The sequence below is a fragment of the Streptomyces sp. NPDC101165 genome, from assembly GCF_044768135.1.
Taxonomy (GTDB): Bacteria; Actinomycetota; Actinomycetes; order Streptomycetales; family Streptomycetaceae; genus Streptomyces.
Genome location: NZ_JBIWPG010000033.1, coordinates 48,917 through 73,636 on the forward strand (window position 1 = coordinate 48,917; position 24,720 = coordinate 73,636).

The window sequence follows — 24,720 nt, forward strand, 5'->3', positions numbered from 1 at the left end:
CCGGGAGCGAGTTCACACTCTCTCTCCCGGACCGGGCTGATGCACGCGCTGCGGGGCTGCGAGGATGGGGGCGTGGTGACGGATGCGGCGTGGGAGCGGATGCGGAGGAGTCTTCGCTTCGGACAAACCTTCCGAGGCACTGTCGTGAGGGTGCCCAGGCCTGGCACGATCGGGATCTTCGTGGACATCGGCCTGGACGTCGGAGGTTTCGTGGACGGCGCGCTGCTGCCAGAGCGGGAAGAACTCTGGCCCGCCGAAGGCACGGTCACCGATTTCGAGATCTGGTGGGCGGACAGCCGGCAGCAGATCCGTCTGAAGCCGTCCGATCCGCGCTACCTGCGCCGGGACTTCGCGGAGTTCGCCGCACGTTTCAGGCCCGGCTGGCCGTCCGACATCGGTCGGCCCGTGCTCGCCGACTGACCACCATCGCCGATCGCCGTCAGACCGACTGCGGTCGCCGTAGCCCCCGAAGGAGCAGTTCGACCAGTCGGCGGGGGTCGTAGCGGGGGTCACTGTCGCGGCCGATGCAGAGATTGCCGATGCCGCGCATCAGTTCGTAAGGCTGCCTATCAGGTCTGATCTCACCGGCGTCGGCCGCGGCGTCGAGCAGCTGTGCGCAGACGGGCACCAGGCGGTCGAGGAAGTAGGTGTGCAGGGCCTCGAAGCCGCCGCTGTCCGACTGCATCGCGTGGGCGAGTCCGTGCTTCGTGACCAGGAAGTCGACGAAGAGGTCGACCCACTGGCGGAGTGCCGCGAACGGGGAGTCGGCACCGGCCAGCAGGCTCGGGCCGGCCTCGGCGCAGGCCTCGACCTGGTGGCGGTAGACGGCGACGACGAGATCCGCCCGCGTCGGGAAGTGGCGGTAGATGGTCCCCACCCCGACCCCCGCCGTGGCCGCGATCTCACGGATCGGCGCGTCGACGCCCGAGGTGACGAACACCGCGGCGGCGGCGGCGAGCAGCGTCTGCTGATTGCGCTGCGCGTCGGCCCGCTTGCTTCGGGCCGGCACCTCCCCGGACTGGCCTGCAGTGGGCACCACGCTCTCCTCCCAGTGATCCTTGCCTAACCGGAACAGTGTTCCGTATATTAATCGGAACGGCGTTCCGGTTTCAGGGTAGCTGAAACCGGACGCTCCCGACCGCCTCTCCCGCCGGACGAACGAGACCGGCAGCAGGGGCAATCGAAGGGACACGCACATCGTGACTGCATCGACTTGCACAGCCCTCGGTCTCAGCTCGCCCGCCCCCGTCCTCTCGGTCGCTCCGGTGGTGCTGCCGGCCCCCGACCGCGCCGTGGACCTCCAGGTGCGCGTCTCCGCGCCGGTGACCGGAGACGACCTGCCGGTCATCCTCCTCTCGCACGGCCAGGGTTACTCGAACCATCTGTCCTCACTGAACGGCTACGCACCCCTCGTCACCTTCTGGGCGGCGCACGGCTTCGTCGTGATCCAGCCCACCCATCTGAGCTCGCGGACCCTGACCCTGGACCCCGACACCCCCGGGGCCCCTCTGTACTGGCGATCACGCGCCGAGGACATGACGCGCATCCTCGACCGGCTGGACGAGATCGAGGCCGCCGTCCCACAGCTCCTGGGACGCCTGGACCGGAGCAAGGTCGCCGTGGCAGGGCACTCGATGGGCGGGCACACCGCGAGCCTGCTGCTGGGCGCCCGGCTCACCGATCCGGACGACGGAAAGGAAGTGAACCTGTCCGAGCCCCGGATCAAGGCGGGGGTGCTGCTCGCCGCGCCCGGCCGAGGGGGCGACGCCCTCACCGAGTTCGTGGCCGAGAACTGGCCCTTCTTCTCGACCACCGATTTCTCCCGGATGACGACGCCCACGCTCGTGGTCGCCGGCGACAAGGACGACTCCGCCCACCTGACGGTCCGGGGCCCGGACTGGCACGCCGATCCGTACTTCCTCGCCCCGGGCCCCAAGTCCCTGCTCACCCTGCTCGACGCGGAACACGGCCTCGGGGGCGTCTCCGGATACGACGTCGCCGAGACCACGGACGAGAACCCCGAGCGCGTGGCCGTGATCCAGCGGCTCACCTGGGCCTACCTCCGCAGCCGGCTCAACCCCGGCGATCCCGCCTGGCAGGCGGCGTGCGACGCGCTGACGGCCGGCCCGAGCCCGCTCGGCCGGGTCGAGTCCAAGTAACCCCGAGGCGTTACCGCAGCTCCGCCCGGAACGCCGCCGGCGTGACGCCGGTGTGCAGATGGAAGAACTTGGAGAAGTTCGCCGCGTCGGGGAAGCCCACGGCCGCCCCGACGCGGCCGATCGGCATGTCCGTGTGGGCGAGCAGGCGCTTGGCCTCCAGGACCACCCGCTTGTCGATGAAACCCTTCGGCGTCTCGCCGGTGGCCGCGCGGACCGCGCGGACGAGGGTGCGGCGGGAGTAACCGAGCGCGTCGGCGTACGCGCTGACGCTGTGGTTGGTCGCGAACCCCTGCTCGACGGCGTCCCGGAAGAGGGTGAAGGTGGTGTCCGCCTGCTCCCGCGACGACTCCGCCGAACTGGCCGCGAGGTGGGCCAGACGCAGCAGGAACGCGGTCAGCGTGTGCCGGAGCACGGCCGTGTGCAGGCTCAGCGGGAGCGTCGCGGTGTCCTCGTACTCGCGGCGCAGCTGGTCAAGGGCCGATTGGAGCGCGGCGAGCGGTGCCGGGTCGGGGTGCAGCAGCGGGGGCAGATCGTAGCGGTACAGGCCGGTGGCCTCGACGGTGGCGCGGGGCAGGAAACCGGGCTGCATGGTCAGGACGGTGCCGCGGTACTCGCTGGTCCGGGAGAACCGGTGGACCTGTCCGGGGCGGATCCACAGCAGGTCGCCGGCCGACGCCTCGTACTCGGCGAAGTCGATCATGTGCCGTACGGGGCCCTCGGTGAAGAGCATGACGACGTGGAAGTCGATGCGGTGGACACGATGCAGCGGCGCGTCGACGTGCCAGCTGTGATCGGTCCCCATGGGGCCGACCTGCATGCCGACGCCGCCGACGGCCAGCTCGGTCGGGAAGGGGAAGGTCCTGATGCCCTCACCGTCACCTTGGTGTGTTCTGTCCGCCATGTCGTGCTCGTGCCGTCCCTGTCGCCCGATCGCTGTCCCAGATTCACCACAGGCTGACACACCGCTCCCTTCCCTCGAAAAAGTCAGACTTTTAGTTTTGAACGCGTCCAGCCAGCGATCACGCACTGAACGAGGACTTCTTGAAGATGAGCACGCAGATATCCGACGGCTTCGAGTGGACCGACCTCGACCGGCGTGCCGTGGACACCGCCCGGCTTCTCGCGGCTGACGCCGTGCAGAAGGTCGGCAACGGGCACCCGGGCACCGCGATGAGCCTGGCCCCCGCGGCGTACACGATCTTTCAGAAGGTGATGCGACACGACCCGGCCGACCCGGAGTGGACCGGCCGTGACCGCTTCGTGCTGTCCCCCGGCCACACCTCGCTGACCCTCTACACCCAGCTCTTCCTCGCCGGGTACGAGCTGGAGCTGGACGATCTGAAGGCGTTCCGCACCCACGGCTCGAAGACGCCCGGCCACCCCGAGTACGGGCACACCGCCGGCGTCGAGACCACCACCGGCCCGCTCGGCCAGGGCGTCGCCAACGCCGTCGGCATGGCGATGGCCGCCCGCTACGAGCGCGGCCTCTTCGACCCCGAGGCCCCCGAGGGCACCTCCCCCTTCGACCACACCGTCTGGGCGATCGTCTCCGACGGCGACCTGGAGGAGGGCGTCTCCGCCGAGGCCTCCTCCCTCGCCGGCCACCAGAAGCTCGGCAACCTGGTCTTCCTCTACGACGACAACCACATCTCCATCGAGGGCGACACCGCGACCGCCTTCTCCGAGGACGTGCTGAAGCGGTACGAGGCCTACGGCTGGCACACCCAGCGCATCGAGCCCACCGCCGACGGCGACGTCGACGTGCCCGCCCTGTACACGGCGCTGAAGGCCGCGCAGGCCGAGACCGAGCGGCCCTCCATCATCGCGATGCGCACGATCATCGCCTGGCCGGCCCCGAACGCGCAGAACACCGAGGCCTCCCACGGCTCCGCGCTCGGCGCGGACGAGATCGCGGCCACCAAGCGCGTCCTCGGCTTCGACCCGGAGCAGTCCTTCGAGGTCACCGACGAGGTCCTCGACCACACCCGCCAGGCCCTGGACCGGGGCGCCGAGGCGCACTCGGCCTGGGACAAGCGGATCGCCGAGTGGCGCACGGCCGACGCGGAGCGGGCTCAGCTGTTCGACCGGATCAGCAAGGGCGAGCTGCCCGAGGGCTGGCAGGACGCCCTGCCGGTGTTCGAGGAGGGCAAGTCCGTCGCCACCCGCGCCGCCTCCGGCAAGGTGCTGCAGGCGCTCGGCCCGGTCCTTCCCGAGCTGTGGGGCGGCTCCGCCGACCTGGCCGGCTCGAACAACACCACCATCGACAGGACCAGCTCCTTCCTGCCGAAGGGCAACCCGCTGCCCGAGGCGGACCCGTACGGCCGAACCGTCCACTTCGGCATCCGCGAGTTCTCGATGGCCGCGGAGATGAACGGCATCGCCCTGCACGGCAACACCCGCGTCTACGGCGGCACCTTCCTGGTCTTCTCCGACTACATGCGCAACGCCGTCCGGATGTCGGCGCTGATGCAGCTGCCGGTGACGTACGTGTGGACGCACGACTCCATCGGCCTCGGCGAGGACGGACCCACCCACCAGCCGGTCGAACACCTGGCCTCGCTGCGCGCGATCCCGGGCCTGAACGTCGTCCGCCCGGCGGACGCCAACGAGACCGCGGTCGTCTGGGCCGAGATCCTGAAGAGGCACGCCACCGACCCGGCCCCGCACGGGCTCGCGCTCACCCGCCAGGGCGTGCCGGTGTACGCACCCCACGAGGACGCGGCCAAGGGCGGCTATGTGCTGCGCGAGTCCTCCACCGACACCCCGGAGGTGATCGTCATCGCGACGGGATCCGAGGTGCAGCTGGCCGTCGCCGCGCGGGAGCAGCTGGAGGCCGAGGGGGTCGGCACGCGGGTGGTGTCGATGCCGTCGGTGGAGTGGTTCGAGGAGCAGGAGCAGGGGTACCGGGACTCCGTGCTGCCGCCTGCCGTGAAGGCCCGCGTCGCCGTCGAGGCCGGTATCGGTCTGACGTGGCACCGGTTCGTGGGCGACGCAGGTCGGATTGTCTCACTCGAACATTTCGGTGCCTCCGCCGATGCGACCACACTGTTCGCCGAGTTCGGCTTCACCCCCGAGAACGTCGCCGCAGCTGCCCGCGCCTCGCTGGCCGCCGCGCGCGCCTGATACCGACGCGACTAGAAAGATGATCACTGTGACCGAAGCAATCGCGACCCCGGGAGCCCTTGAGCGCCTCGCCGACGAGGGCGTGTCGATCTGGCTGGACGACCTGTCGCGCAAGCGGATCACGTCGGGCGGCCTGGCCGAGCTGGTGAAGAGCGGTGGCGTCGTCGGCGTCACCACCAACCCGTCGATCTTCCAGGCGGCCATCGGCTCCGGCGAGGGCTACGAGGAGCAGCTGACCGACCTCGCCGTACGCGATGTCACGGTCGAGGAAGCCGTACGGATGATGACGACCGCCGATGTGCGCGCGGCCGCCGACATCCTGCGTCCGGTGTACGACGCCACCGCTGGCCGTGACGGCCGGGTCTCCATCGAGGTCGACCCCCGTCTCGCGCACCACACCGTGGCCACGGTCGCCGAGGCCAGGCAGCTGGCCTGGCTGATCGACCGCCCCAACGTGATGATCAAGATCCCGGCGACCGAGGCGGGCCTTCCGGCCATCACCGAGGTCATCGGCCTCGGCATCAGCGTCAACGTGACGCTGATCTTCTCCCTGGAGCGCTACCGCCAGGTCATGGCCGCCTACCTGGCCGGCCTGGAGAAGGCCCGCGAGCGGGGCCTGGACCTGTCGCAGATCCACTCCGTGGCGTCCTTCTTCGTCTCCCGCGTGGACAGCGAGATCGACAAGCGGCTGACCGCCCTCGGCACCGACGAGGCCCTCGCGCTCAAGGGCCGGGCGGCGCTCGCCAACGCGCGGCTCGCCTACGAGGCGTACGAGGACGTCTTCGCATCCGAAGGCTGGCGGGCGCTCGCCGCGGACAAGGCGAACAGGCAGCGCCCGCTGTGGGCCTCCACCGGCGTGAAGGATCCCGCGTACAAGGACACGCTGTACGTGGACGAGCTGGTCGCGCCCGGCACCGTGAACACGATGCCGGAGGCCACCCTGAAGGCCACCGCCGACCACGGCGAGATCACCGGTGAGACGGTGACCGGCGGCTACACCCGGGCCCGCGCCGACCTCGCCGCCGTGGAGCGGCTCGGCATCTCCTACGACGAGGTCGTCCAGCAGCTGGAGGACGAGGGCGTCGCCAAGTTCGAGACGGCCTGGCAGGAGCTGCTGGACGCCGTCACCAAGTCCCTGGACAGCAAGGGAGTTGACGCGTAATGACGACCAAGGCTCCGGAACCCGAGACGCCTCCGGCCGCGCAGGTCGGCGTCCCGGACGCCCCGGCCACCGACTGGGACAACCCGCTCCGGGACGCCCGCGACCGCCGGCTCCCCCGGATCGCGGGCCCCTCCGGTCTGGTCATCTTCGGTGTGACCGGCGACCTGTCCCGCAAGAAGCTGATGCCGGCCGTGTACGACCTGGCCAACCGCGGCCTGCTGCCGCCGGGCTTCTCCCTCGTCGGTTTCGCCCGCCGCGACTGGGAGGACCAGGACTTCGCGCAGGTCGTCCATGACGCGGTGCGCGAGCACTCCCGCACCCCGTTCCGCGAGGAGGTGTGGCAGCAGCTCGCCGAGGGCATGCGGTTCATCCCCGGCGACTTCGACGACGACACCGCCTTCAAGCAGCTGAAGCAGGCCGTGGAGGAGCTGGACGCCTCCCGCGGCACCGGCGGCAACTTCGCCTTCTACCTCTCGGTGCCGCCGAAGTTCTTCCCCAAGGTCGTGCAGCAGCTGAAGAAGCACGGCCTGGCCAGCCCGCCGCAGGGCGCCTGGCGCCGGGCGGTCATCGAGAAGCCGTTCGGCCACGACCTGACGTCGGCGCAGCAGCTGAACGCGGTCGTGCACGACGTGTTCGAGCCCGACCAGGTCTTCCGGATCGACCACTACCTGGGCAAGGAGACCGTCCAGAACATCCTGGCGCTCCGCTTCGCCAACCAGATGTACGAGCCGATCTGGAACCGCAGTTACGTCGACCACGTGCAGATCACCATGGCCGAGGACATCGGCATCGGCGGCCGCGCCGGCTACTACGACGGCATCGGCTCGGCCCGTGACGTCATCCAGAACCACCTCCTGCAGCTGATGGCGCTCACCGCCATGGAGGAGCCCATCGCGTTCGACGCGGAGGCGCTGCTCACCGAGAAGCTGAAGGTGCTCAAGTCGGTGCGGCTGCCGCAGGAGCTGGGCAAGCACACCGTGCGCGGCCAGTACGCGACCGGCTGGCAGGGCGGCGAGAAGGTCGTCGGCTACTTGGAGGAGGACGGCATCGACCCCAAGTCGAAGACCGACACCTTCGCCGCGATCAAGCTGGGCATCGACAACCGCCGCTGGGCGGGCGTCCCGTTCTACCTGCGCACCGGCAAGCGGCTCGGCCGCCGGGTCACCGAGATCGCGGTGGTCTTCAAGCGGGCCCCGCACTCCCCGTTCGACTCCACCGCCACCGAGGAGCTGGGCCAGAACGCGATCGTCGTCCGCGTCCAGCCCGACGAGGGCATGACCGTCCGGTTCGGCTCGAAGGTGCCGGGCACCTCCATGGAGATCCGGGACGTGTCCATGGACTTCGCCTACGGCGAGTCGTTCACCGAGTCGAGCCCGGAGGCGTACGAGCGGCTCATCCTGGACGTACTGCTCGGCGACGCCAATTTGTTCCCCCGTCACCAGGAAGTGGAAGAGTCCTGGAAGATCCTCGACCCGATCGAGGAGTACTGGGCGGCGCACGGCAGGCCGGCGCAGTACGCATCGGGCAGCTGGGGACCGAGGGAAGCGGACGAGATGCTCGCACGAGACGGACGGAGCTGGCGCAGGCCATGAAGATCGACCTGACCGACACCACGGCAAGCAAGATCAACAAGGCGCTGGTGCAGGGCCGCCGCGCCATCGGCACCCCCGCCGTGGGCATGGTCCTGACGATGGTCATCGTCACGGACGAGGAGAACGCCTACGACTCGATCCGGGCCGCCGAGGAGGCCTCGCACGAGCACCCCTCGCGCACCCTGGTCGTCATCAAGCGGCACGCCCGCACCCTGCGCGACCGCACCGCCTCGCGCCTGGACGCCGAGGTCCGGGTCGGCTCGGAGGCCGGCACCGGCGAGACCGTCGTGCTGCGGACCTACGGCGACGTGTCCGACCACGCCGACTCCGTGGTCCTGCCGCTGCTGCTGCCGGACGCCCCGGTGGTCGTGTGGTGGCCGGTGGACGCTCCGGACACCCCGTCCAAGGACCCGCTCGGCGCGCTCGCCCAGCGCCGGATCACCGACCTGTACGCGGTCGAGCGGCCGATGGAGGTCCTGGAGACCCGGGCCGGCAACTACGCGCCCGGCGACACCGACCTCGCCTGGACCCGGCTCACACTGTGGCGGTCCATGCTGGCCGCCGCCCTGGACCAGGCTCGCGCGAAGGTGACGTCGGCGGCCGTGGAGGCCGAGGCGGACAACCCCAGCGCCGAACTCCTCGCCCGCTGGCTGGAGGCCCGCCTCGACGTCCGGGTGGACCGCGTGGTCACCGCGGGCCCGGTCGTCACGGCCGTACGCCTCGGCACCGCGAACGGTGAGATCGTCATCGACCGGCCCGAAGGGCCCCTCGCGACGCTGACCCTGCCCGGCCAGCCGCCGCGCACCCTCGCTCTGAAGGTCCGCGGCACCTCCGAACTCATCGCCGAGGAGCTGCGCCGCCTCGACGCCGACGAGATGTACGCCATCGCCCTCAAGGGCGAGGCCACCAAGGAGAACGCCTGACATGTCCGACGCACCGTCAGACTCCCCCAAGCTCACCCGCCGCCCGGAGTGGACGGCCCTCGCCGATCACCGCGCCGAGGGGCAGCCGCACCTGCGTGAGCTGTTCGCGACGGACCCCGGCCGCGCCGAGCGGTACGTCGTCCGGGTCGGCGATCTGCACATCGACTACAGCAAGCACCTGATCACCGACGAGACCCTGGCCCTCCTCCAGGAACTCGCCACCGCCACCGGCGTGTTCGCACTGCGGGACGCCACTTTCCGCGGCGAGAAGATCAACATCACCGAGCGGCGGGCCGTGCTGCACACCGCGCTGCGCGCCCCGCGGGACGCGGTGGTCAAGGTCGACGGCGAGAACGTCGTACCGCACGTGCACGCCGTCCTGGACAAGATGGCCGGCTTCGCCGAGCGGGTCCGCTCGGGCGAGTGGACCGGCCACACCGGCAAGCGGATCCGCAACGTCGTCAACATCGGCATCGGTGGCTCCGACCTCGGCCCGGCGATGGCCTACGAGGCCCTGCGCGCCTACACGGCACGGGAGTTGACGTTCCGGTTCGTGTCGAACGTGGACGGCGCCGACCTGCACGAGGCCATCCGCGACCTGGACCCGGCGGAGACCCTGTTCATCGTCGCGTCCAAGACGTTCACCACGATCGAGACGATCACCAACGCCACCTCGGCCCGCTCCTGGCTGCTGAAGGCGTTCGAGGGCGACGAAAAGTCGGTCGCCAAGCACTTCGTGGCGCTGTCCACGAACGCGGGCAAGGTCACCGAGTTCGGCATCGACCCGGACAACATGTTCGAGTTCTGGGACTGGGTCGGCGGGCGCTACTCGTACGACTCCGCGATCGGCCTGTCTCTGATGATCGCCATCGGCCCGGACCGGTTCCGGGAGATGCTCGACGGTTTCCGGATCGTCGACGACCACTTCCGTACCGCACCCGCCGAGGCCAACGCGCCGCTGCTGATGGGCCTGTTGGGGATCTGGTACGGCAACTTCCACGACGCCCAGTCGCACGCGGTGCTGCCGTACAGCCACTACCTGTCCAAGTTCACCGCCTATCTCCAGCAGCTGGACATGGAGTCCAACGGCAAGTCGGTGGACCGGGCGGGCGACCCGGTGCAGTGGCAGACCGGCCCGGTCGTGTGGGGCACGCCCGGCACCAACGGGCAGCACGCCTACTACCAGTTGATCCACCAGGGCACCAAGCTGATCCCGGCGGACTTCATCGGCTTCGCCGAGCCGGTCGCCGAGCTGAGCGGTGAACTCAAGGCCCAGCATGATCTGTTGATGGCCAACTTCTTCGCCCAGACCCAGGCCCTCGCCTTCGGCAAGACGGCCGAAGAGGTCCGTGCGGAGGGCGTGCCCGAGGAGCAGGTGGCGCACCGCACCTTCCGCGGCAACCACCCCACCACCACGATCCTCGCGCGCGAGCTGACCCCGTCCGTGCTCGGCCAGCTCGTCGCGCTCTACGAGCACAAGGTGTTCGTCCAGGGCGCCGTCTGGAACATCGACTCCTTCGACCAGTGGGGCGTGGAGCTGGGCAAGGTCCTCGCCAAGCGCATCGAGCCGGCCCTGACCGATGGCGCCGCCGTGCCCGGTCTCGACCCGTCCACCACGGCCCTCGTCGCCGCCTACCGCAATCTCAGGAAGTGAACTGATCATGCAGCTCGGTCTCATCGGTCTCGGCAAGATGGGCGGCAACATGCGCGAGCGGATCCGCCGCGCCGGCCACACCGTCATCGGCTACGACCGCAACCCGGAGGTCTCCGACGTCAAGAGCCTCGAGGAACTGGTCCAGAAGCTCGAAGGGCCGCGCATCATCTGGGTGATGGTCCCGGCCGGCACCGCCACCCAGACGGTCATCGACGAGCTCAAGGACCTGCTCTCCCCCGGCGACGTGGTCGTGGACGGCGGCAACTCCCGCTGGACGGACGACGAGAAGCACGCCGCCGAACTCGGCATCAAGGGCATCGGCTTCGTCGACGCGGGTGTGTCCGGCGGTGTGTGGGGCCTGCAGAACGGCTACGCGCTCATGGTCGGCGGCGACAAGGAGCACGTGGAGCGCCTGAAGCCCATCTTCGAGGCGCTCAAGCCGGAGGGCCCCTACGGCTACGTCCACGCCGGCCGGGTCGGCGCCGGGCACTTCTCGAAGATGGTCCACAACGGCATCGAGTACGCCATGATGCAGGCCTACGCCGAGGGCTGGGAGCTGCTGGAGAAGGTCCACTCGGTGGAGAACGTCCGCGAGGTGTTCCGCTCCTGGCAGGAGGGCACCGTCATCCGCTCCTGGCTGCTCGACCTCGCGGTCAACGCCCTGGACGAGGACGAGCACCTGGAGAAGCTGCGCGGGTTCGCGGAGGACTCCGGCGAGGGCCGCTGGACCGTCGAGGCCGCCATCGACAACGCGGTGCCGCTGCCCGCGATCACCGCGTCGCTGTTCGCCCGGTTCGCCTCCCGGCAGGACGACTCCCCGCAGATGAAGATGATCGCCGCGCTGCGCAACCAGTTCGGCGGCCACGCCGTCGAGACCAAGGGCTGAGCGGCCGTGGGGGACCTCCTGCTGGTCCGCCACGGCGAGACGGAGTGGAGCGTGTCGGGACAGCACACCAGCTGGACCGACCTGCCCCTCACCACGCACGGCGAGGAACAGGCCAAGTCCCTCGCCCCGCTCCTCACCGAACGGACCTACGCCCTCGCGCTGACCAGCCCGCTGGGCCGCGCGATACGCACCGCCGAACTGGCCGACCTGACCGGGGCGGTACCCGACCCGGATCTGCACGAATGGGACTACGGCGGCTACGAGGGTGTCTCCACGGTCGACATCCATCGCACCCGCCCCGGCTGGGACCTGTGGACCGACGGCGTACCGCCCGGCCCCGAGGGGCATCCCGGCGAGTCGCCCGAGCAGATCGGGGCGCGCGCCGACCGGGTGCTGGCCCGGGTGGAGAAGGCGCTCGCCACGGACGCCGGTGACGTGGTCCTGGTCGCGCACGCCCACTTCCTGCGGGTGCTCACCGCCCGCCGGCTGGGTCTGCCGCCCGCCGGGGGCCGGCTGTTCCAGCTCGCGACCGGCACGGTCAGCCGGCTCTCCACGGAGCACGGGCGGCCGGTCGTCGCCGAGTGGAATCGACGCCCGTAGCAGCCCTTTCCGCGGCCCGGGTCACCCCGAGTGACCCGGGCCGCAGTCGTACAACAGCCGGGTCCGGTCGCCGGGGTCGTAGGCGGCGGGCGGGACGAGCCGGCAGTGGGCGGTGGTCCAGCGCACCAGGGTCCCGGCCGGGATGCGTGCGGTACGGGCGCCGGGGAGCAGGTCGACGCGCGACAGGACGACGTAGCGCAGCCGCCCGGAGCCGATCAGGCGGTGGAAGGCCACCGGTGCCGGGTACGGGACGCGGCCGGTGAAGCCGCCCATCGGCAGCACGGGCGCGTCGGCGGCGATGACGTAGGGCGCGGCAGCCTGCCAGCCGGGGACTGCGGCCAGGTAGCGGGCGCCGTCGCGGTGCGCGGTCAGGTAGGCGAGGAGCCGCTGCCGCCCGGGGCCGAGCGTGGACAGCGCGGAATCGGTACGGGTGCTGGTGGGGCCGACCCGGCCGAAGCCGCCGGGCTGGTTGTAGCGCAGGGACAGCGCGGAGGCCGACCACACGGCGGGGATCAGCAGCACGGCACAGACGCCGACGGCGAGTGCGGCCGGGCGGCGGCGCGTGCCGGCCAGGAGCAGCGCGAGCAGGCCCAGGGCCACGGCGTACGCCGCCGACCAGGCGAAGAAGCGCGGGTACCACAGCGTCAGGGCCGCACACCAGAAGACGTTGCCCAGCAGCACCCATGGCAGCACACGACTGCGCCGCGCCCGCACGATTCCGGCCGCGGCGAGCGCGCACACGGCCACCGCGACCACGCCCATGTAGTAGGTGTGGCCGGTCACGCTGCCGAAGCTGAACACCAGGAAGAAGGTCGCCAGCCACACCCCCCACAGCAGGAACCCGGCGAGCAGCGGGTCCGTGCGTGGCAGGCCCCGCCGGCGCAGCGCCAGCACCCCGCCGACGAGGCCGAACGCGGCGAGCGGGTACAGCCAGCCCGTCTGGGTGGCCAGGCCCGGGCCGAACATCTTCCAGATGCCGTCGCCCATACCGGGCGGCAACCGGTGGCCGCCGTGGGCCGCCCGGCTCGCGACGATGCTGCCGGTGCCGGCCGCGTCGACGCCGACGGCATGAAAGCGCGTCAGGAAGTTGTAGCCGACGACCATCCCGAACGGCGAGTCGTCGGTGGTGCCGTCGAGGTACGGGCGGGCCCCGGACGGGGTGAACGCGGCCACCAGCATCCACGACAGCGACACCACGACCATGACCGCTGCGGCCAGGGCGAGATGGCCGGCGCGGCGACGGCGCGTGGTGGGGGCGGCGACGGCGTAGGTCACGGCCAGGGCGGGCAGCACCGCCCAGGCCTCCAGCATCTTGCACTGGAACGCGAGCCCCACCCAGAACGCGGCGAGCAGCAGGGGGCGCGGCCGGGCGTGTGCGGTGGCGCGGCAGGTGGCCTCGGCGGCCAGCAGCAGGAGCGGCACGAACGGCGCGTCCTCGGTGACCGACCGGCCCAGGCCCACGGTCACCGGGGTCAGCGCGAGGAACGCGGCGGCGAGCAGCCCGGCCGGCACCCCGGCCCAGCGGCGCACCAGGACGTGGAGCAGCAGCACGCAGGCCACCGTCTCCAGCGCCTGCGGCAGTACCAGCGCCCACGGGTGGAAGCCGAACACCAGCGCGGAGAGGGCCTGCGGCCACAGGAAGCCGGGCAGCTTGTCCAGGGTGATGGAGTTCGCCGGGTCGAAGGAGCCGTAGAAGAAGGCGACCGGGTTGTCGGTCATGCTGCGCACGGCGGCCGCGTAGAAGGAGTGGTAGGCGCTGTTGCCGAGGCCCCACAGGCACAGCACGGCCGAGAGCGCGGCGAGGGCGGCGAGCACCGGGCGCTCGTAGCGGTCGGCTGCGGTGCGTACGACCGTGGTGGGTATGGGCGGTGGGGCGTGGCGGACGAGGAGTGGCTTGCTGGCGGGGCTCGGCATGAACGGCCTTCCAGGCATCCCGGGGATGTCACGGTCCGGGACGCTGGGAACGCCCCGGACTCTGGCGAGTATCGGCCGGACCTGCGGGGCCGGTGGCCGAGGCGGGGCCGGGTCTCACCGAGGTCTCACCGCGGGCACACCTGGTGCTTGGCGGGCTCTCACCGGGGGCGAGCCGCTGCCTGGGGCGCCCTGACGGGGTGCGCGCGGGGCCTGCCACCGGCTTGTGGGCGTACGGGGGCTGCCCGATGCGGATGACGGTGCCGGTCGCGGCCGACCGTGTTCGTCCAAGGTCGTCCGAGGTCGTCCGAGGTCGTCCGAGGTCGGGATGCGTCCGTATGCGCCTGGGGGCGAGTCGGGGGGCTCGGCTGCCGTGGCCCGGCCCGGTACAACCGCGTCGCATCCTGCGGCTAGGCCGCGAGGGTCCAACCGCGTGACAGCCTGCGGGTAGGCCGCGTGGGCCCAACCGCGTGTCATCCAGCGGCTCGGCCGCGTGGGCGCGACCAGGCGTGGACGGCCCGCCCCTGTCACACCGCCTGACCCGCGTCGGACCGCCTGACCGGTATCAGACCGCCTGCCCCGCGGAGCGCTCCGCGCCGGCCAGCTCCGTGATGTCCGCCAGCATGCGGACCGTGTCGGGCTCACGGCCCGTGAACAGGCGGAAGGCATCCGCGGCCTGGAAGACCGCCATCCCGCCCCCGTCCAGCACCGCGCAGCCGGCCGCCCGCGCCGTGCGCAGCAGCTCGGTCTCCAGGGGACGGTAGACGACCTCGGCGACCCACAGCCCGGGGCGCAGGAGGTCCGCCGGCAGGGGCAGGCCGGGGTGGGCGGCCATTCCGGTGGGGGTCGCGTGAACGAGGCCGTCGGCGCGGGACAGCAGGTCCGCGAGGCGCTCCGGGGTCGCGGAAGCCGCCCGGCCGGCGCCGAAGTGCCGGTTCAGGGACGCGGCCAGGGCGGCGGCACGCTCCGGCAACGCGTCGACTACCGTGACCCGCTCGGCGCCCAGGGTGAGGGTGGCGTGGGCGACGGCCGCGCCCGCTCCGCCGGCGCCGAGCTGCACGATCTCCCGCGGGGACGCGTCGGGCAGACCGCGCGCGAAGGACGCGGCGAAGCCCGTGACGTCCGTGTTGTGCCCGACCGCTCGCCCGTCCGGGTCGAGGACGACCGTGTTGACCGCGCCGAGTGCCTCGGCCTGCGGGGCGAGCGCGTCGAGGTGCTCGATGACGAGCTGCTTGCACGGGTGGGTGATGTTGAGCCCGTCGAAACCCAGGTCACGGGCCGCCCGGACGAGCTCCCCCACGGCCCCGGGCGGCACGCCGAGCGAGTCGATGTCGATGAGCCGGTAGAGGTAGCGCAGCCCTTGGCGGTCCGCCTCGCGTTCGTGCAGTGCGGGACTGAGCGACGGGCCGATGCCGGAACCGATCAGCCCGACGAGATACGCGTCCTTGGCCACGGGGACCTCCTGGCACAATTCGCTAATGTACGAACTAGTGCGTTATCTATATCGGCCTCCGCCTGCTTCGGGAAGGCCGGACCGGTCCGGCGGGTCCTGTTCCGGGCCCTGCTTCTACAATCACCGGCACTGGCCCCATGCCCGAAGGAACCCGATGACCAGCGTCGAAGAACCGGTACACCCCGGCGGGCGGACGCGTGACGCCGTCCGCACCAAGGCCGAGATCCTCGACGTGGCCACGCAGGAGTTCGCGCGGGCCGGCTACGACGGCGCGCGGGTGGACGAGATCGCGGCCCGAACCCGCACCACCAAGCGGATGATCTACTACTACTTCGGCGGCAAGGAGCAGCTGTTCACGGCCGTGCTGGAGCGGGCGTACGGCGTGATCCGCGAGACCGAGCAGCGGCTGGACGTCGAGCACCTGGACCCGGTCGCGGCGATCCGGCGCCTGGCCGAGCTGACCTTCGACCACCATGAGCAGCACCCGGACTTCATCCGCCTGGTCAGCATCGAGAACATCCACGGCGCCGTGCACATCGCGGCCTCCGAGAAGCTCGGGCGGATGGGTTCTCCGGCGCTGGACGTGATCCGCCGGATCCTGGCCACCGGGCAGGAGTCCGGGCTGTTCACGGCCGATGTCGACGCCGTCGACCTGCACGCGATGATCAGCTCGTTCTGCTTCTTCCGGGTCGCCAACCGGCACACCTTCGGCGCCCTGTTCGGCCGTGACCTGGTGGACCCGGCGCAGCGTGAGCACTACCGGACCATGCTCGGCGACATGGTGATCGCCTACCTCACCGCGGAGCGAGCCGGCGACTGACCCGGACCGGAGCGGACCGACCGGCTCACGCCAGACCTCTTGACACGGCGGAGACGCGAGCGCAACATCCGACCCACCACAACCAACTATCCAGTGGGTTAATTACTGCCGAGATCCGGCCCTTCGCCCCGCCGCCCACTCCGCCCCTCCCCAGGGTGCAGTTCCCCCGGAGGAGCACCGCCGTGTCCGTCCCCACCCCCGCGCCCGCCGCCGAGGCCCCACCCGGCCAGCCCAGGAAGGCCGCCACCGCCGCCTGGATCGGCAGCGCGCTCGAGTGATCGGGCGCCGCCCCGTCTACCTGATCGGCGCGGTGGGCAGCGCGGCGGCGATGGCCGGCTACCTGTGGGCGATCTCCACCGGCTCCTACGCCCTCACCGTGACCCTCGGAATCATCGCCTTCGGTCTCGTCTACAGTGCCGCGAACGGAGTGTGGCCCGCCTTCTACGGCGCGATGTTCGCGACCCGGGTCCGCCTGTCCGGGATGGCGATCGGCACCCGGATCGGCTTCGCGGTGGCGGGTTTCGCGGTCACCTTCGCCGCCGAGATCGCCGGCCCCGGTGGCGACGACTGGCAGGCGGTCGCCCTGTTCACGGCGGCCCTGTGCGTCCCCCCGACCCTCGCAGCCCTCTCCGCCCGCGAGACCCACACGGTCCCGACGGAACTCCTGGGCGAACGGGCGGGCCGCAGCGAGCCGCACCCGGCGACGGTGTCGGCCTGACCCCGCTTCGACCTGCCGCAATCGCACAACGCGCCGGGCTGCCGGGCCTGCGCCGCCAAAATGGGGCCGACCCGGCGGCCTGGCGGCCTGGCGGTGCGGCGGCCCGGCGGTGCGGCGGGGGCGACAGCCGACGGCCGACATCAGCCGCCCCGACCGCTCCCGGCGACTCCCGCGACTCCGGGCATCCGAACGTGAACGCCGGCACCGACCGCCCGACCGCCCCGCACCCCCGCAGCGCTACGGCCGTGGATGGCGCGGCTCGTACAGTCCGAGTCGACCGCCGCCCGGCAGCCGGAGTGCCGTGAGCCGCCCCCACCGAGCCTCTTCGACGGGCTCCGCGAACTCCACGCCCTTCTCGGCGAGTTGCTCCCGTGTCGCGTCGAGGTCATCGCACATCAGCATCAGTTCGTGCGACGGGTCTCCGTCCGTGGGATGGCAGGCCACCTCCGTGGGCGGTGCCTGGAAGATCAGCCAGCCGTGGCCCGCGTCGACGTGCGCCCATCCGAGGACGTCCCGCAGAAATGTCCGGTCCGCTTCGACGTCACGGCTGTAGATCACCACATGTGCGCCATTGATCACGCGCGGAGGCTAGTGCGGGACGCCGCGCGGAACAAGCACCTCCGCGCCGGGCGTCACCCGGAGGAGCGCACCGCGGCGTCGAGCAGCGGCCCGAGTTCGCGGACCACGGCCTGCAGCGGGCGTACGTCCTCCTCGGCCCGGGCCATCAGAATCGCGCCCTCCAGGGTGCTGATCATCAGGGTGGCGAGGGAGTCGGCGCGGGCGGCGGGGACGCCCATGCCGGTCAGGGCCTCGGCGACCGGAGCGCGCCAGGTCGCGAACGCTGCGGCGGCCGCCTCGCGCGTCGCGGTGCCCGTGGCAGCACAGTCCACGGTCGCAGCGGCGACCGGGCAGCCCCCGACGAAGCCTTCCGTCTCGTACTCGCCCGTCCACTGGGCCGCCATCGCCGCGAACAGGCCGCTCGGCGTCGGCTGGTCCAGGCCCGCGAGGAAGCGGGTGACGCGCTTGCCGGCGTATCGCCCGGCCCAGCCCACGGCCTCGTTGACCAGCTGTTCCTTGCCGCCCGGGAAGTAGTGCTGGAGCGAACCGCGCGGCGCCCCGGCGTGGGCGGCGACGTCCCGCATGCCGGTCGCGCCGACCCCGTCGCGCCGGATCAGCTGGGCCGCGCTGAACACCATCCGCTCGCGCGGCCCGCGCCGCGACTCCGCCATGGCCGACCTCCGATCGCCTTCACTCTCGGCCTTCACTCTCGACCTTCGCCCTCGGCCTTCACCCTATGACCGGCGTCATAACCCTCGCTACTATGACAGCGGTCATAGTCGGTCGGCAGCAAGAAGGGCGGCCCCGTGAACGTCGGTTTCATCGGTCTCGGAGTGATGGGTCAGCCGATGGCGCTGCGCCTGGCGACCCGCGGCACACCCCTCGTGGTGTGGAACCGGACACCGGAGCGCGCCGAGCCGTTGCGCGCGGCCGGTGCCGAGGTCGCTGCGGACGCCGACGAGGTGTTCGCGCGGGCCGAGGTGGTGCTGCTGATGCTCGCCGACGAGTCGGCGCTCGACACCGTCCTCGGCCGCGGCACCCCGGCCCTCCCTACGCGGGTCGCCGGACGAGTGGTCGTCCACATGGGCACGACCTCCCCCGAGTACTCCCACGCCCTGGAGTCCGACATCCGCGCGGCCGGCGGCCGGTACGTCGAAGCGCCCGTCTCCGGCTCCCGGGTGCCGGCGGAGCAGGGGCGGCTGGTGGCGATGCTGGCCGGCGAGGAGTCCGCCGTGGACGTCGTACGACCGCTGCTCGCGCCCCTGTGCCGGGATACCTTCGCGTGCGGCGCGGCGCCGGGCGCCCTGCTGATGAAGCTGTCCGTGAACCTCTTCCTGATCACCCTGGTGACCGGGCTGACCGAGGCCTTCCACTTCGCCGAACGGCAGGGTCTGGACCGGCGCCTGTTCCTGGACGTCCTGGACGCGGGCCCCATGGCCAGCGGGGTCTCCCGGATGAAGGCGCCCAAGCTGCGCGAGCGGGACTTCGCGGTACAGGCGGCCGCGTTGGACGTCCTGAAGAACAACCGGCTCATCGCCGAGGCGGCCCGCAAGGCACACCTGGCCTCACCCCTGCTCGACGTCTGCCACAGCCTGTTCGAGGAGACGGTGGCGCAGGGTCACGGCGGCGAGGACATGGTGGCGGTCCTGCGGGCGATCGAGACGCGGACCGCCGAGGCACCGTAGGCCGTCCCCAGGGCCTGCCGTCCCGGGGCGGACCGGAATTCGACGACAGGCCCTACCCCTTCGGGATGCCGTACGCCCGCTCGACGGGCAGCCGCAGCACCAGTCGCCGGTCGCGGACCATCGCGGCCCGGTAGTCGTCCCAGTCCGGGTGCTCACCGAGGACGCCCCGGTAGAGCCGGACCAGCTCCTCGACGGTCTCGTCGTACGGGTCCTCGGCGACGGGCGACAACTCGGCCGTGCCCTCGGTGACCGTGTACGCCCAGCGGTCCTGGCTGGTGACGTGGTAGGAGGCGCGGGGGTCGCGGCGGAGGTTGCGGGTCTTGGCGCGGTCGTCGGTGATCGAGATCCGGATGACCCGCTCGTCGGGGTAGTAGGCGTGGCTGACGTTGGACAGCTGGGGCCGGCCGTCGCTCTTGAGCGTGACCAGCACGCCGCCTCGCGTCTCGGAGAGCAGCTTGAGCAGGGCGTCCTGCGTCGGGTCCTGAGTCATATGAGGGTCAACTGGCCCGAGGGCACAGGCATTCCCCCACATCGATCCGCTAGTAGACGCCGTCTACGGACAGCTGGTAGACACTGTCTATGACTGAATCCGGCACGGGGCTGCGCACCCGCCTCATCGACGTCGGCGTGGACCTGGTCGCCGCCGAAGGTGTCCAGGCGCTGACACTGCGGGAGATCGCCCGCCGCGCGGGGGTCTCGCACGGGGCGCCACGCCGCTACTTCCCCACCCATCTGGAGCTGCTGTCGGCCATCGCCCGACGAGGGTTCGCCGATCTGGGCGACCGAGTCCGGCCGGCGCTCGACGGCACCAGCGACCCACGCGCACAGGTGCGGGAACTGGCCCGCGTCTACCTGGAGTTCGCCCTGGACAACCCCGGCATGTACGAGCTGATGTTCCGTCACGATCTATTGGAGAGCGGCCACTTGGGCCTGCGCGAGACGAGCCTGCCGCTGTTCACTCTCCTCGCGGACCTCGTCGGCCGGGTCCGCCCGGAGACGGACGCCCGGCGCACGGCGGGCGCCCTGTGGGCAAACCTGCACGGCATCGCCCAGCTGTGGCACTGGAACAGCCTCCAACTCGCCACGGGCGAAACGGACTTCACCGCACTCCTGGATACGGCGCTCCTCGCCCACCTGGGCCCGGAGGGCGGGCGATGAACCGCCGACTGACCCTGGTGAGCAGTGTGGCGGGCGCTGTACTCGTAGCCCTCGACGGCACGGTCCTCACGGTCGCCCAGCCCTCCCTGCAACGGGAGCTGCACGCGTCGTACACGCAGGTGCAGTGGACCAGCACCGCGTATCTCGTGGCGGTGGCGAGCCTGTTGGTGTTCGCGGGCCGGCTCGGCGACCGCTACGGGCAGCGGCGGATGTTCGCGCTCGGCATGCTGGGGTTCGGCGTGGCCTCGGCGGGCGTCGGACTCGCCCCCTCGATCGGCTGGGTGATCGGACTGCGGGCGGCGCAGGGCGTGTTCGGGGCACTGCTGCAGCCCGCCACGCTGGGCATGCTGCGGGCCGCCTTCCCGCCGGACCGGCTGGCGATGCCGCTCGCGATCCGCACCAGCGCGATCGGTCTGGCGGCGGCAGCGGGGCCGTTGCTGGGCGGGGCACTGGTGAACGGGCTGGGCTGGCAGGCGGTGTTCTTCCTGAGCGTGCTGCCGGCCGTGGGCCTGGGCCTGGCAGCCCTGGTCCTGCCCGACCCGGACCACGCGCCAACTCCCCACACCCCCTTGGACCTACCAGGAGCACTGCTCCTCGCCGTGACCCTGGCCTGTCTCGTCCAGACGCTGGTCGCGCTGCCCGCCTCCGGTGTGCCCACCGCCGCCGGGCTGGGGGTTGCCGCGTTCGCCGCAGCCGCCTTCATACGGCACGAACGCCACACCGCAAGTCCCCTGCTCCCCCCTGACGTGATCCGCTCGTCCGCGGTCGGGTCGGCCCTCGCCCTCCTGGTCGCCGCGTCGGCCTCACTCTTCGGCACCCTGTTCGTCGAGACGTACGTGCTGCAGCGTGGGCTCGGCCTCGACCCGTTCCAAAGCGCCCTGCGCAGCCTGCCGTTGGCGGTGCTGATGGTGGGGTCCGCTCCCCTGTGCCCGCTACTGCTGCGCAGGCTGGGTGCACGGCGAACGGCAGCAACGGCCATGGCACTGCTCGCGCTCGGTGTCCTGGTCCTGTCCGGGGCAACGGGCGCGCTCACCCAGGGCTGCGCGTTCGCGCTGCTGGGAGCCGGGTTCGGCACGGTGATGGTGGCGGCCACTCACGTGGTCGTACGGCAGGCGCGGGTGGCGGTGGCCGGAGTGGCAGGGGGCCTGCAGCAGACCGCGCTCAACATCGGGCCCGTGCTCGGCGTGGCCGCGGGCACCGCGCTGATGGGTGCGGGCCCCCGGACGGCGCTGCTCGTGCTCGGCGCGGTGGCCGCGATCGCCGTCCCGGCGGCGCGAGCGCTGCCGGGGCCCGGGGTCACGTCGATCACACACACCCCTCATGAACAGGTCCGTTCCGGGGTTCCTGCGCGACGATGAGGTGTGCGTCGCGGCGGACATGCCTGCCCGCACGCGCGCACGACACGACCGGAGGAGAGCGATGGCACAGCTGCGACAGGAAGTCGACCCGGACGAGGCCGGGCTGGACGCGAAGGCCCTTGACCGCCTCGACCGGCGCTTCGCCCAGCACGTCGACGAAGGCCGCCTGCCCGGCTTCCTGTTGGCCGTGGCCCGTGGCGGCCGCGTCGCCCACCTCACCACGCACGGCCACCGGGACGTCGCGGCCGGGCTGCCCGTCGAGACGGACACCCTCTGGCGCATCTACTCCATGACCAAGCCCGTCACAGCGGTCGCGGTGCTGCAACTGGTGGAGGAAGGACGCCTGTCCCTGGACGACCCGGTCGAGCGCTACCTCCCGGAATTCGCCGACCAGCAGGTGTACGAGAGCGGTGCGGGCACCGACGTACGCACACGCCCTGCCTCCGGCCCGATCCTCATCCGGCATCTGCTCACCCACACGGCGGGCCTGACCTTCGGCTTCTACTACAAACACCCCGTGGACGCCCTCTACCGCGAGGCCGGCCTGGAGTCGTCCGTACCGCCGGGCGCGAACCTGGCCGAGACGATGCAGGTGTACGCACGCCTGCCCCTGCAGTTCGAACCAGGCACGCAGTGGAACTATTCCATCGCCTCCAACGTGCTGGGCAGAATCATCGAGGTGGTCTCCTCACACCCCCTGGACGAGTACTTCGCCGAGCGCATCTTCCGCCCCCTCGGCATGACCGACGCCGGCTTCCACATCACCCCCGCAAAGGCCGAGCGACTGGCCGAGATGTACGGCGAGACCCAGGACGGCGGCATCACACCGATCCCGGGACTGCCACTGCGCGGCCGGCCCCGCTTCCTGTCCGGCAGCGGCGGCATGGTCGCCACGGCCCATGACTTCCACCGCTTCATGGAGATGCTCCGCCGGGGCGGCGAACTGGACGGCATGCGCCTCCTGTCCCCCGACACGGTCGCCCTGATGACCCGTAACCACCTCCCCGGCAACACCGACCTGCGCACCTTCGGTGCCCCCGCCCACCAGGAACGCAACAACGACGGCCTCGGCTTCGGCTTCAACGTCTCCGTCGTCATCGACCCGACCCGCACCCTGGCCCCCCAGGGCCTCGGCACCTACGGCTGGACCGGCGTGGCCACCACGGCCTTCTGGATCGACCCGACCCACGACCTGACGGTCCAGTTCATGACCCAGGTACGCCCGAAGAAGCTGAAGGTCTTCCCGGAGCTGCGGCGCATGGTGCACGAGGCGCTGGTGGACTGATCGTTGGTGGACTGCCCGCTGATGGACTCGGCCGGCGCCCGCAAAAAGGGGACGCAGACGGGGATGAAGGGGAAGATCCGGCCGCTCGAAGGCGCGCCGCGCAGATCGGCCGGCGCTCTGATGGCCCCTGAGTGCGCGATGCTTTGGTATGGCCTCTGAACCCAACGTTGCTCCATCGATGACCACTCACGTCAGTACGGAGACTGATGGAGCCACCAGAGTCTTCACGTGGGGGGAAGGCGCACGCATCGAGGTCCGCAACCTGGGTGAAGAGATAGTTGTTGAGGCCAACGCTGCGGGGCTGAAGACCCTGGCCGGCCACCTGCTCACACTCGCCCAAGACGGCACACCGGACGGGACTCATCTCCACCTGGAGGAAAACAACGGGCTCGCAGAAGGGTCCGTAAGCCTGGTCCTGGAGAGATGCGACGACGAATGACGCGCTCCGCCGGCCATCCCTGCCGTGCCAGACGCATGCCAGGTCGGGCGGGGAGCCACGGGGAACACCGGGTGATCAGTTGGCGCCCAGCATCCGGTGCCTGAGCACCCGAGCTGAGATCCCAGGCCCCTCGGTCCAGGACTCACGCGAGGGGGTCACGCAGCTTGTGGATCTCCGGGCGCACCTTGTCCACGAGGTCATCCCTCAGCATCGCGTTGAAGGTCCGCCGAGCGGCCAGCGCTTGCTCGTCAATCTCGATACCGCCCCGCAGTTGATGCACGTAGGTCTGCCGCACCAGGTGCTCTGCGGGCAGGTAGGTGTCCTTCAACCACCGATACAGCTCATCCGAAGCCAACAGCAACAACCGCCGATACGCTTCGTCGCGGGCCCGGACCCGGCGGTTCAGCTCCTCCTGCTTGTCTTCCCAGCCTGTCTGCTGGATGTAGGTGAGCCAGTCCATCCACAGGCTCGTCGCCAGCATGAAGCCCTCGATGCCGGCCAGACGCCGTTCCTGAGCCTTCTCCAGGAGACTGGCCCGCAGCCGTAGCCGCTCCACGGACCGTGTGGCGAACGCGGTCAGGAGGCCCCCGACCACCGCTGCAACAGCCGCGATCACTGCCGGCATGATTGCACTCTCCATAGTTGCCGTCCCCCATGAGCACCCAATGGTGTCGGCCGGACTCGTTGCGGCCGTCTCAGTTTGCCTCTCATTCAGCCCCGTGCACGGCCGCTCAGGCGAGACCCCAAGCGGCCCCGGAGCAATGGCCAACCGCGCACCCACGGGCTTCTTGTCCGTGGTGGTCTCAGTCGGGACGGGCAATGTCAGAGCCCGATGAGAGTGTGTCCGGCATGGATACGTCCAGTGCCCCGGACATCGGGGATGAGGAGCATGCAGTCATCGCCCGCTTCCGGCTTGCTGCTGGCGGGTTCGGTGACGCCGACCAGCGAGCCCTGGTCTACGACACCGGGGAGGTACTGGCAGCAGCCATCGAAGAGGCCAATGCCGGGGAGTTCGACGGCAACGAGTTCGGTGCGGGTCAGGCCGTGCTCTACGCCTACGGACCGGATGCCGATGCACTGTTCAAGGCCATGGAACCGACGCTGCGCGGTCTGCCGTTCCGGCCGGCGCACATCGTCGTCAGGCGGGGCGACAGTGAGTCCCGCATTGACCTGTAGGCAGGCCGCCCAGCACCACGTCCAGGTCAGAAGCCTGTCTGCTCCAAATTCGTAGTGCAG

Annotated in this window: 24 protein-coding genes and 1 pseudogene; 17 read left to right on the forward strand and 8 right to left on the reverse strand. The window is 71.0% G+C overall.

What is annotated here, in order from left to right:
- Window positions 1-150: 150 nt before the first annotated feature.
- The gene (locus tag ACIRVH_RS43360) at window positions 151-420 is read left to right on the forward strand and encodes a hypothetical protein (RefSeq protein WP_403965640.1); all 270 of its coding nucleotides are present in this window, start codon (window positions 151-153) and stop codon (window positions 418-420) included.
- 19 nt (window positions 421-439) lie between these two features.
- Here ACIRVH_RS43360 and ACIRVH_RS43365 read toward each other — a convergent pair whose 3' ends face one another.
- Window positions 440-1,036 carry a TetR/AcrR family transcriptional regulator gene (locus tag ACIRVH_RS43365; RefSeq protein ID WP_403965641.1) on the reverse strand — a complete coding sequence of 199 codons (597 nt, stop codon included), beginning with the start codon at window positions 1,034-1,036 and terminating at the stop codon, window positions 440-442.
- A 163-nt stretch (window positions 1,037-1,199) separates the two neighbouring features.
- On the opposite strand from ACIRVH_RS43365, the gene ACIRVH_RS43370 reads away from it, so the two are divergent.
- Window positions 1,200-2,159 (forward strand): alpha/beta hydrolase family protein, encoded by a 960-nt coding sequence (locus tag ACIRVH_RS43370; RefSeq protein ID WP_403965643.1) that lies wholly within the window; start codon window positions 1,200-1,202, stop codon window positions 2,157-2,159.
- A 10-nt stretch (window positions 2,160-2,169) separates the two neighbouring features.
- On the opposite strand, the gene ACIRVH_RS43375 is transcribed toward ACIRVH_RS43370, so the two are convergent.
- Entirely contained in the window at window positions 2,170-3,060 is an 891-nt protein-coding gene (locus ACIRVH_RS43375; protein WP_403965645.1) for a helix-turn-helix domain-containing protein, read from the reverse strand.
- Between the two features lie 146 nt (window positions 3,061-3,206).
- Here ACIRVH_RS43375 and tkt point away from each other — a divergent pair, with 146 nt between their 5' ends.
- Genes tkt through ACIRVH_RS43410 form a run of 7 tightly spaced genes read left to right on the forward strand, consistent with a single transcriptional unit; the run spans window position 3,207 to window position 12,099 of the window.
- Window positions 3,207-5,282, forward strand: a complete 2,076-nt coding sequence (gene tkt, locus ACIRVH_RS43380) for a transketolase (RefSeq protein ID WP_403965646.1) — start codon at window positions 3,207-3,209, stop codon at window positions 5,280-5,282.
- Between the two features lie 19 nt (window positions 5,283-5,301).
- Entirely contained in the window at window positions 5,302-6,444 is a 1,143-nt protein-coding gene (tal, locus tag ACIRVH_RS43385; RefSeq protein ID WP_403965648.1) for a transaldolase, read from the forward strand.
- Window positions 6,444-8,036 (forward strand): glucose-6-phosphate dehydrogenase, encoded by a 1,593-nt coding sequence (zwf, locus tag ACIRVH_RS43390; RefSeq protein ID WP_403965650.1) that lies wholly within the window; start codon window positions 6,444-6,446, stop codon window positions 8,034-8,036. The genes tal and zwf overlap by 1 nt, the downstream gene beginning before the upstream one ends.
- Window positions 8,033-8,959, forward strand: coding sequence for a glucose-6-phosphate dehydrogenase assembly protein OpcA (gene opcA, locus ACIRVH_RS43395; protein ID WP_403965652.1), 927 nt, complete (start codon window positions 8,033-8,035; stop codon window positions 8,957-8,959). The genes zwf and opcA overlap by 4 nt, the downstream gene beginning before the upstream one ends.
- Window position 8,960: 1 nt before the next feature.
- On the forward strand, window positions 8,961-10,613 hold the full coding sequence (gene pgi, locus ACIRVH_RS43400) for a glucose-6-phosphate isomerase (RefSeq protein ID WP_403965654.1): 1,653 nt from the start codon (window positions 8,961-8,963) through the stop codon (window positions 10,611-10,613).
- A gap of 7 nt (window positions 10,614-10,620) precedes the next feature.
- The gene (gene gnd, locus ACIRVH_RS43405) at window positions 10,621-11,499 is read left to right on the forward strand and encodes a phosphogluconate dehydrogenase (NAD(+)-dependent, decarboxylating) (RefSeq protein ID WP_403965656.1); all 879 of its coding nucleotides are present in this window, start codon (window positions 10,621-10,623) and stop codon (window positions 11,497-11,499) included.
- Window positions 11,500-11,505: 6 nt separating this feature from the next.
- Complete coding sequence (locus tag ACIRVH_RS43410; protein WP_403965658.1) at window positions 11,506-12,099, forward strand: histidine phosphatase family protein; 594 nt, start codon at window positions 11,506-11,508, stop codon at window positions 12,097-12,099.
- A gap of 21 nt (window positions 12,100-12,120) precedes the next feature.
- On the opposite strand, the gene ACIRVH_RS43415 is transcribed toward ACIRVH_RS43410, so the two are convergent.
- Complete coding sequence (locus tag ACIRVH_RS43415) at window positions 12,121-14,013, reverse strand: ArnT family glycosyltransferase (protein WP_403965660.1); 1,893 nt, start codon at window positions 14,011-14,013, stop codon at window positions 12,121-12,123.
- Window positions 14,014-14,575: 562 nt separating this feature from the next.
- Window positions 14,576-15,463, reverse strand: a complete 888-nt coding sequence (locus ACIRVH_RS43420) for a shikimate dehydrogenase (RefSeq protein ID WP_403965661.1) — start codon at window positions 15,461-15,463, stop codon at window positions 14,576-14,578.
- A 154-nt stretch (window positions 15,464-15,617) separates the two neighbouring features.
- Here ACIRVH_RS43420 and ACIRVH_RS43425 point away from each other — a divergent pair, with 154 nt between their 5' ends.
- Together ACIRVH_RS43425 and ACIRVH_RS43430 are read left to right on the forward strand one after the other, a co-directional pair.
- The gene (locus ACIRVH_RS43425) at window positions 15,618-16,283 is read left to right on the forward strand and encodes a TetR/AcrR family transcriptional regulator (protein ID WP_403965663.1); all 666 of its coding nucleotides are present in this window, start codon (window positions 15,618-15,620) and stop codon (window positions 16,281-16,283) included.
- A gap of 277 nt (window positions 16,284-16,560) precedes the next feature.
- Window positions 16,561-17,001, forward strand: a pseudogene (locus ACIRVH_RS43430) (MFS transporter); the annotation flags it as partial.
- Between the two features lie 237 nt (window positions 17,002-17,238).
- Here the strand turns inward: ACIRVH_RS43430 and ACIRVH_RS43435 are convergent.
- Window positions 17,239-17,580: a VOC family protein gene (locus ACIRVH_RS43435; RefSeq protein ID WP_403965665.1), complete on the reverse strand. Its 342-nt coding sequence runs from the start codon at window positions 17,578-17,580 to the stop codon at window positions 17,239-17,241.
- A 53-nt stretch (window positions 17,581-17,633) separates the two neighbouring features.
- A complete protein-coding gene (locus ACIRVH_RS43440; protein WP_403965667.1) occupies window positions 17,634-18,230 on the reverse strand; it encodes a TetR/AcrR family transcriptional regulator in 597 nt (198 codons plus the stop codon).
- Window positions 18,231-18,365: 135 nt separating this feature from the next.
- On the opposite strand from ACIRVH_RS43440, the gene ACIRVH_RS43445 reads away from it, so the two are divergent.
- Window positions 18,366-19,244, forward strand: a complete 879-nt coding sequence (locus tag ACIRVH_RS43445) for an NAD(P)-dependent oxidoreductase (RefSeq protein ID WP_403965669.1) — start codon at window positions 18,366-18,368, stop codon at window positions 19,242-19,244.
- Between the two features lie 52 nt (window positions 19,245-19,296).
- On the opposite strand, the gene ACIRVH_RS43450 is transcribed toward ACIRVH_RS43445, so the two are convergent.
- Window positions 19,297-19,734: a PPOX class F420-dependent oxidoreductase gene (locus tag ACIRVH_RS43450; protein WP_403965672.1), complete on the reverse strand. Its 438-nt coding sequence runs from the start codon at window positions 19,732-19,734 to the stop codon at window positions 19,297-19,299.
- Window positions 19,735-19,823: 89 nt separating this feature from the next.
- Here ACIRVH_RS43450 and ACIRVH_RS43455 point away from each other — a divergent pair, with 89 nt between their 5' ends.
- From ACIRVH_RS43455 to ACIRVH_RS43470, 4 genes are all read left to right on the forward strand, one after another.
- Window positions 19,824-20,402: a TetR/AcrR family transcriptional regulator gene (locus ACIRVH_RS43455; protein ID WP_403965674.1), complete on the forward strand. Its 579-nt coding sequence runs from the start codon at window positions 19,824-19,826 to the stop codon at window positions 20,400-20,402.
- A complete protein-coding gene (locus tag ACIRVH_RS43460) occupies window positions 20,399-21,760 on the forward strand; it encodes an MFS transporter (protein WP_403965676.1) in 1,362 nt (453 codons plus the stop codon). Before ACIRVH_RS43455 ends, ACIRVH_RS43460 begins: the two co-directional genes overlap by 4 nt.
- Window positions 21,761-21,821: 61 nt before the next feature.
- Window positions 21,822-23,045 (forward strand): serine hydrolase domain-containing protein, encoded by a 1,224-nt coding sequence (locus tag ACIRVH_RS43465; protein WP_403965678.1) that lies wholly within the window; start codon window positions 21,822-21,824, stop codon window positions 23,043-23,045.
- Between the two features lie 178 nt (window positions 23,046-23,223).
- Complete coding sequence (locus ACIRVH_RS43470) at window positions 23,224-23,484, forward strand: hypothetical protein (RefSeq protein ID WP_403965680.1); 261 nt, start codon at window positions 23,224-23,226, stop codon at window positions 23,482-23,484.
- Between the two features lie 142 nt (window positions 23,485-23,626).
- Here the strand turns inward: ACIRVH_RS43470 and ACIRVH_RS43475 are convergent, their stop codons facing one another.
- Window positions 23,627-24,109 carry a hypothetical protein gene (locus ACIRVH_RS43475; protein WP_403965682.1) on the reverse strand — a complete coding sequence of 161 codons (483 nt, stop codon included), beginning with the start codon at window positions 24,107-24,109 and terminating at the stop codon, window positions 23,627-23,629.
- Window positions 24,110-24,333: 224 nt separating this feature from the next.
- On the opposite strand from ACIRVH_RS43475, the gene ACIRVH_RS43480 reads away from it, so the two are divergent.
- Window positions 24,334-24,660 (forward strand): hypothetical protein, encoded by a 327-nt coding sequence (locus ACIRVH_RS43480; RefSeq protein WP_403965684.1) that lies wholly within the window; start codon window positions 24,334-24,336, stop codon window positions 24,658-24,660.
- Window positions 24,661-24,720: the final 60 nt, after the last annotated feature.

What these genes read in the sequence shown, in the direction of transcription:
- ACIRVH_RS43375 (WP_403965645.1), bottom strand. Translation starts at nt 3,060, where the DNA reads ATGGCGGACAGAACACACCAAGGTGACGGTGAGGGCATCAGGACCTTC.
- tkt (WP_403965646.1), top strand. Translation starts at nt 3,207, where the DNA reads ATGAGCACGCAGATATCCGACGGCTTCGAGTGGACCGACCTCGACCGG.
- tal (WP_403965648.1), top strand. Translation starts at nt 5,302, where the DNA reads ATGATCACTGTGACCGAAGCAATCGCGACCCCGGGAGCCCTTGAGCGC.
- zwf (WP_403965650.1), top strand. Translation starts at nt 6,444, where the DNA reads ATGACGACCAAGGCTCCGGAACCCGAGACGCCTCCGGCCGCGCAGGTC.
- opcA (WP_403965652.1), top strand. Translation starts at nt 8,033, where the DNA reads ATGAAGATCGACCTGACCGACACCACGGCAAGCAAGATCAACAAGGCG.
- pgi (WP_403965654.1), top strand. Translation starts at nt 8,961, where the DNA reads ATGTCCGACGCACCGTCAGACTCCCCCAAGCTCACCCGCCGCCCGGAG.
- gnd (WP_403965656.1), top strand. Translation starts at nt 10,621, where the DNA reads ATGCAGCTCGGTCTCATCGGTCTCGGCAAGATGGGCGGCAACATGCGC.
- ACIRVH_RS43415 (WP_403965660.1), bottom strand. Translation starts at nt 14,013, where the DNA reads ATGCCGAGCCCCGCCAGCAAGCCACTCCTCGTCCGCCACGCCCCACCG.
- ACIRVH_RS43425 (WP_403965663.1), top strand. Translation starts at nt 15,618, where the DNA reads ATGACCAGCGTCGAAGAACCGGTACACCCCGGCGGGCGGACGCGTGAC.
- ACIRVH_RS43440 (WP_403965667.1), bottom strand. Translation starts at nt 18,230, where the DNA reads ATGGCGGAGTCGCGGCGCGGGCCGCGCGAGCGGATGGTGTTCAGCGCG.
- ACIRVH_RS43450 (WP_403965672.1), bottom strand. Translation starts at nt 19,734, where the DNA reads ATGACTCAGGACCCGACGCAGGACGCCCTGCTCAAGCTGCTCTCCGAG.
- ACIRVH_RS43455 (WP_403965674.1), top strand. Translation starts at nt 19,824, where the DNA reads ATGACTGAATCCGGCACGGGGCTGCGCACCCGCCTCATCGACGTCGGC.
- ACIRVH_RS43460 (WP_403965676.1), top strand. Translation starts at nt 20,399, where the DNA reads ATGAACCGCCGACTGACCCTGGTGAGCAGTGTGGCGGGCGCTGTACTC.
- ACIRVH_RS43465 (WP_403965678.1), top strand. Translation starts at nt 21,822, where the DNA reads ATGGCACAGCTGCGACAGGAAGTCGACCCGGACGAGGCCGGGCTGGAC.
- ACIRVH_RS43470 (WP_403965680.1), top strand. Translation starts at nt 23,224, where the DNA reads ATGACCACTCACGTCAGTACGGAGACTGATGGAGCCACCAGAGTCTTC.
- ACIRVH_RS43475 (WP_403965682.1), bottom strand. Translation starts at nt 24,109, where the DNA reads ATGCCGGCAGTGATCGCGGCTGTTGCAGCGGTGGTCGGGGGCCTCCTG.
- ACIRVH_RS43480 (WP_403965684.1), top strand. Translation starts at nt 24,334, where the DNA reads ATGGATACGTCCAGTGCCCCGGACATCGGGGATGAGGAGCATGCAGTC.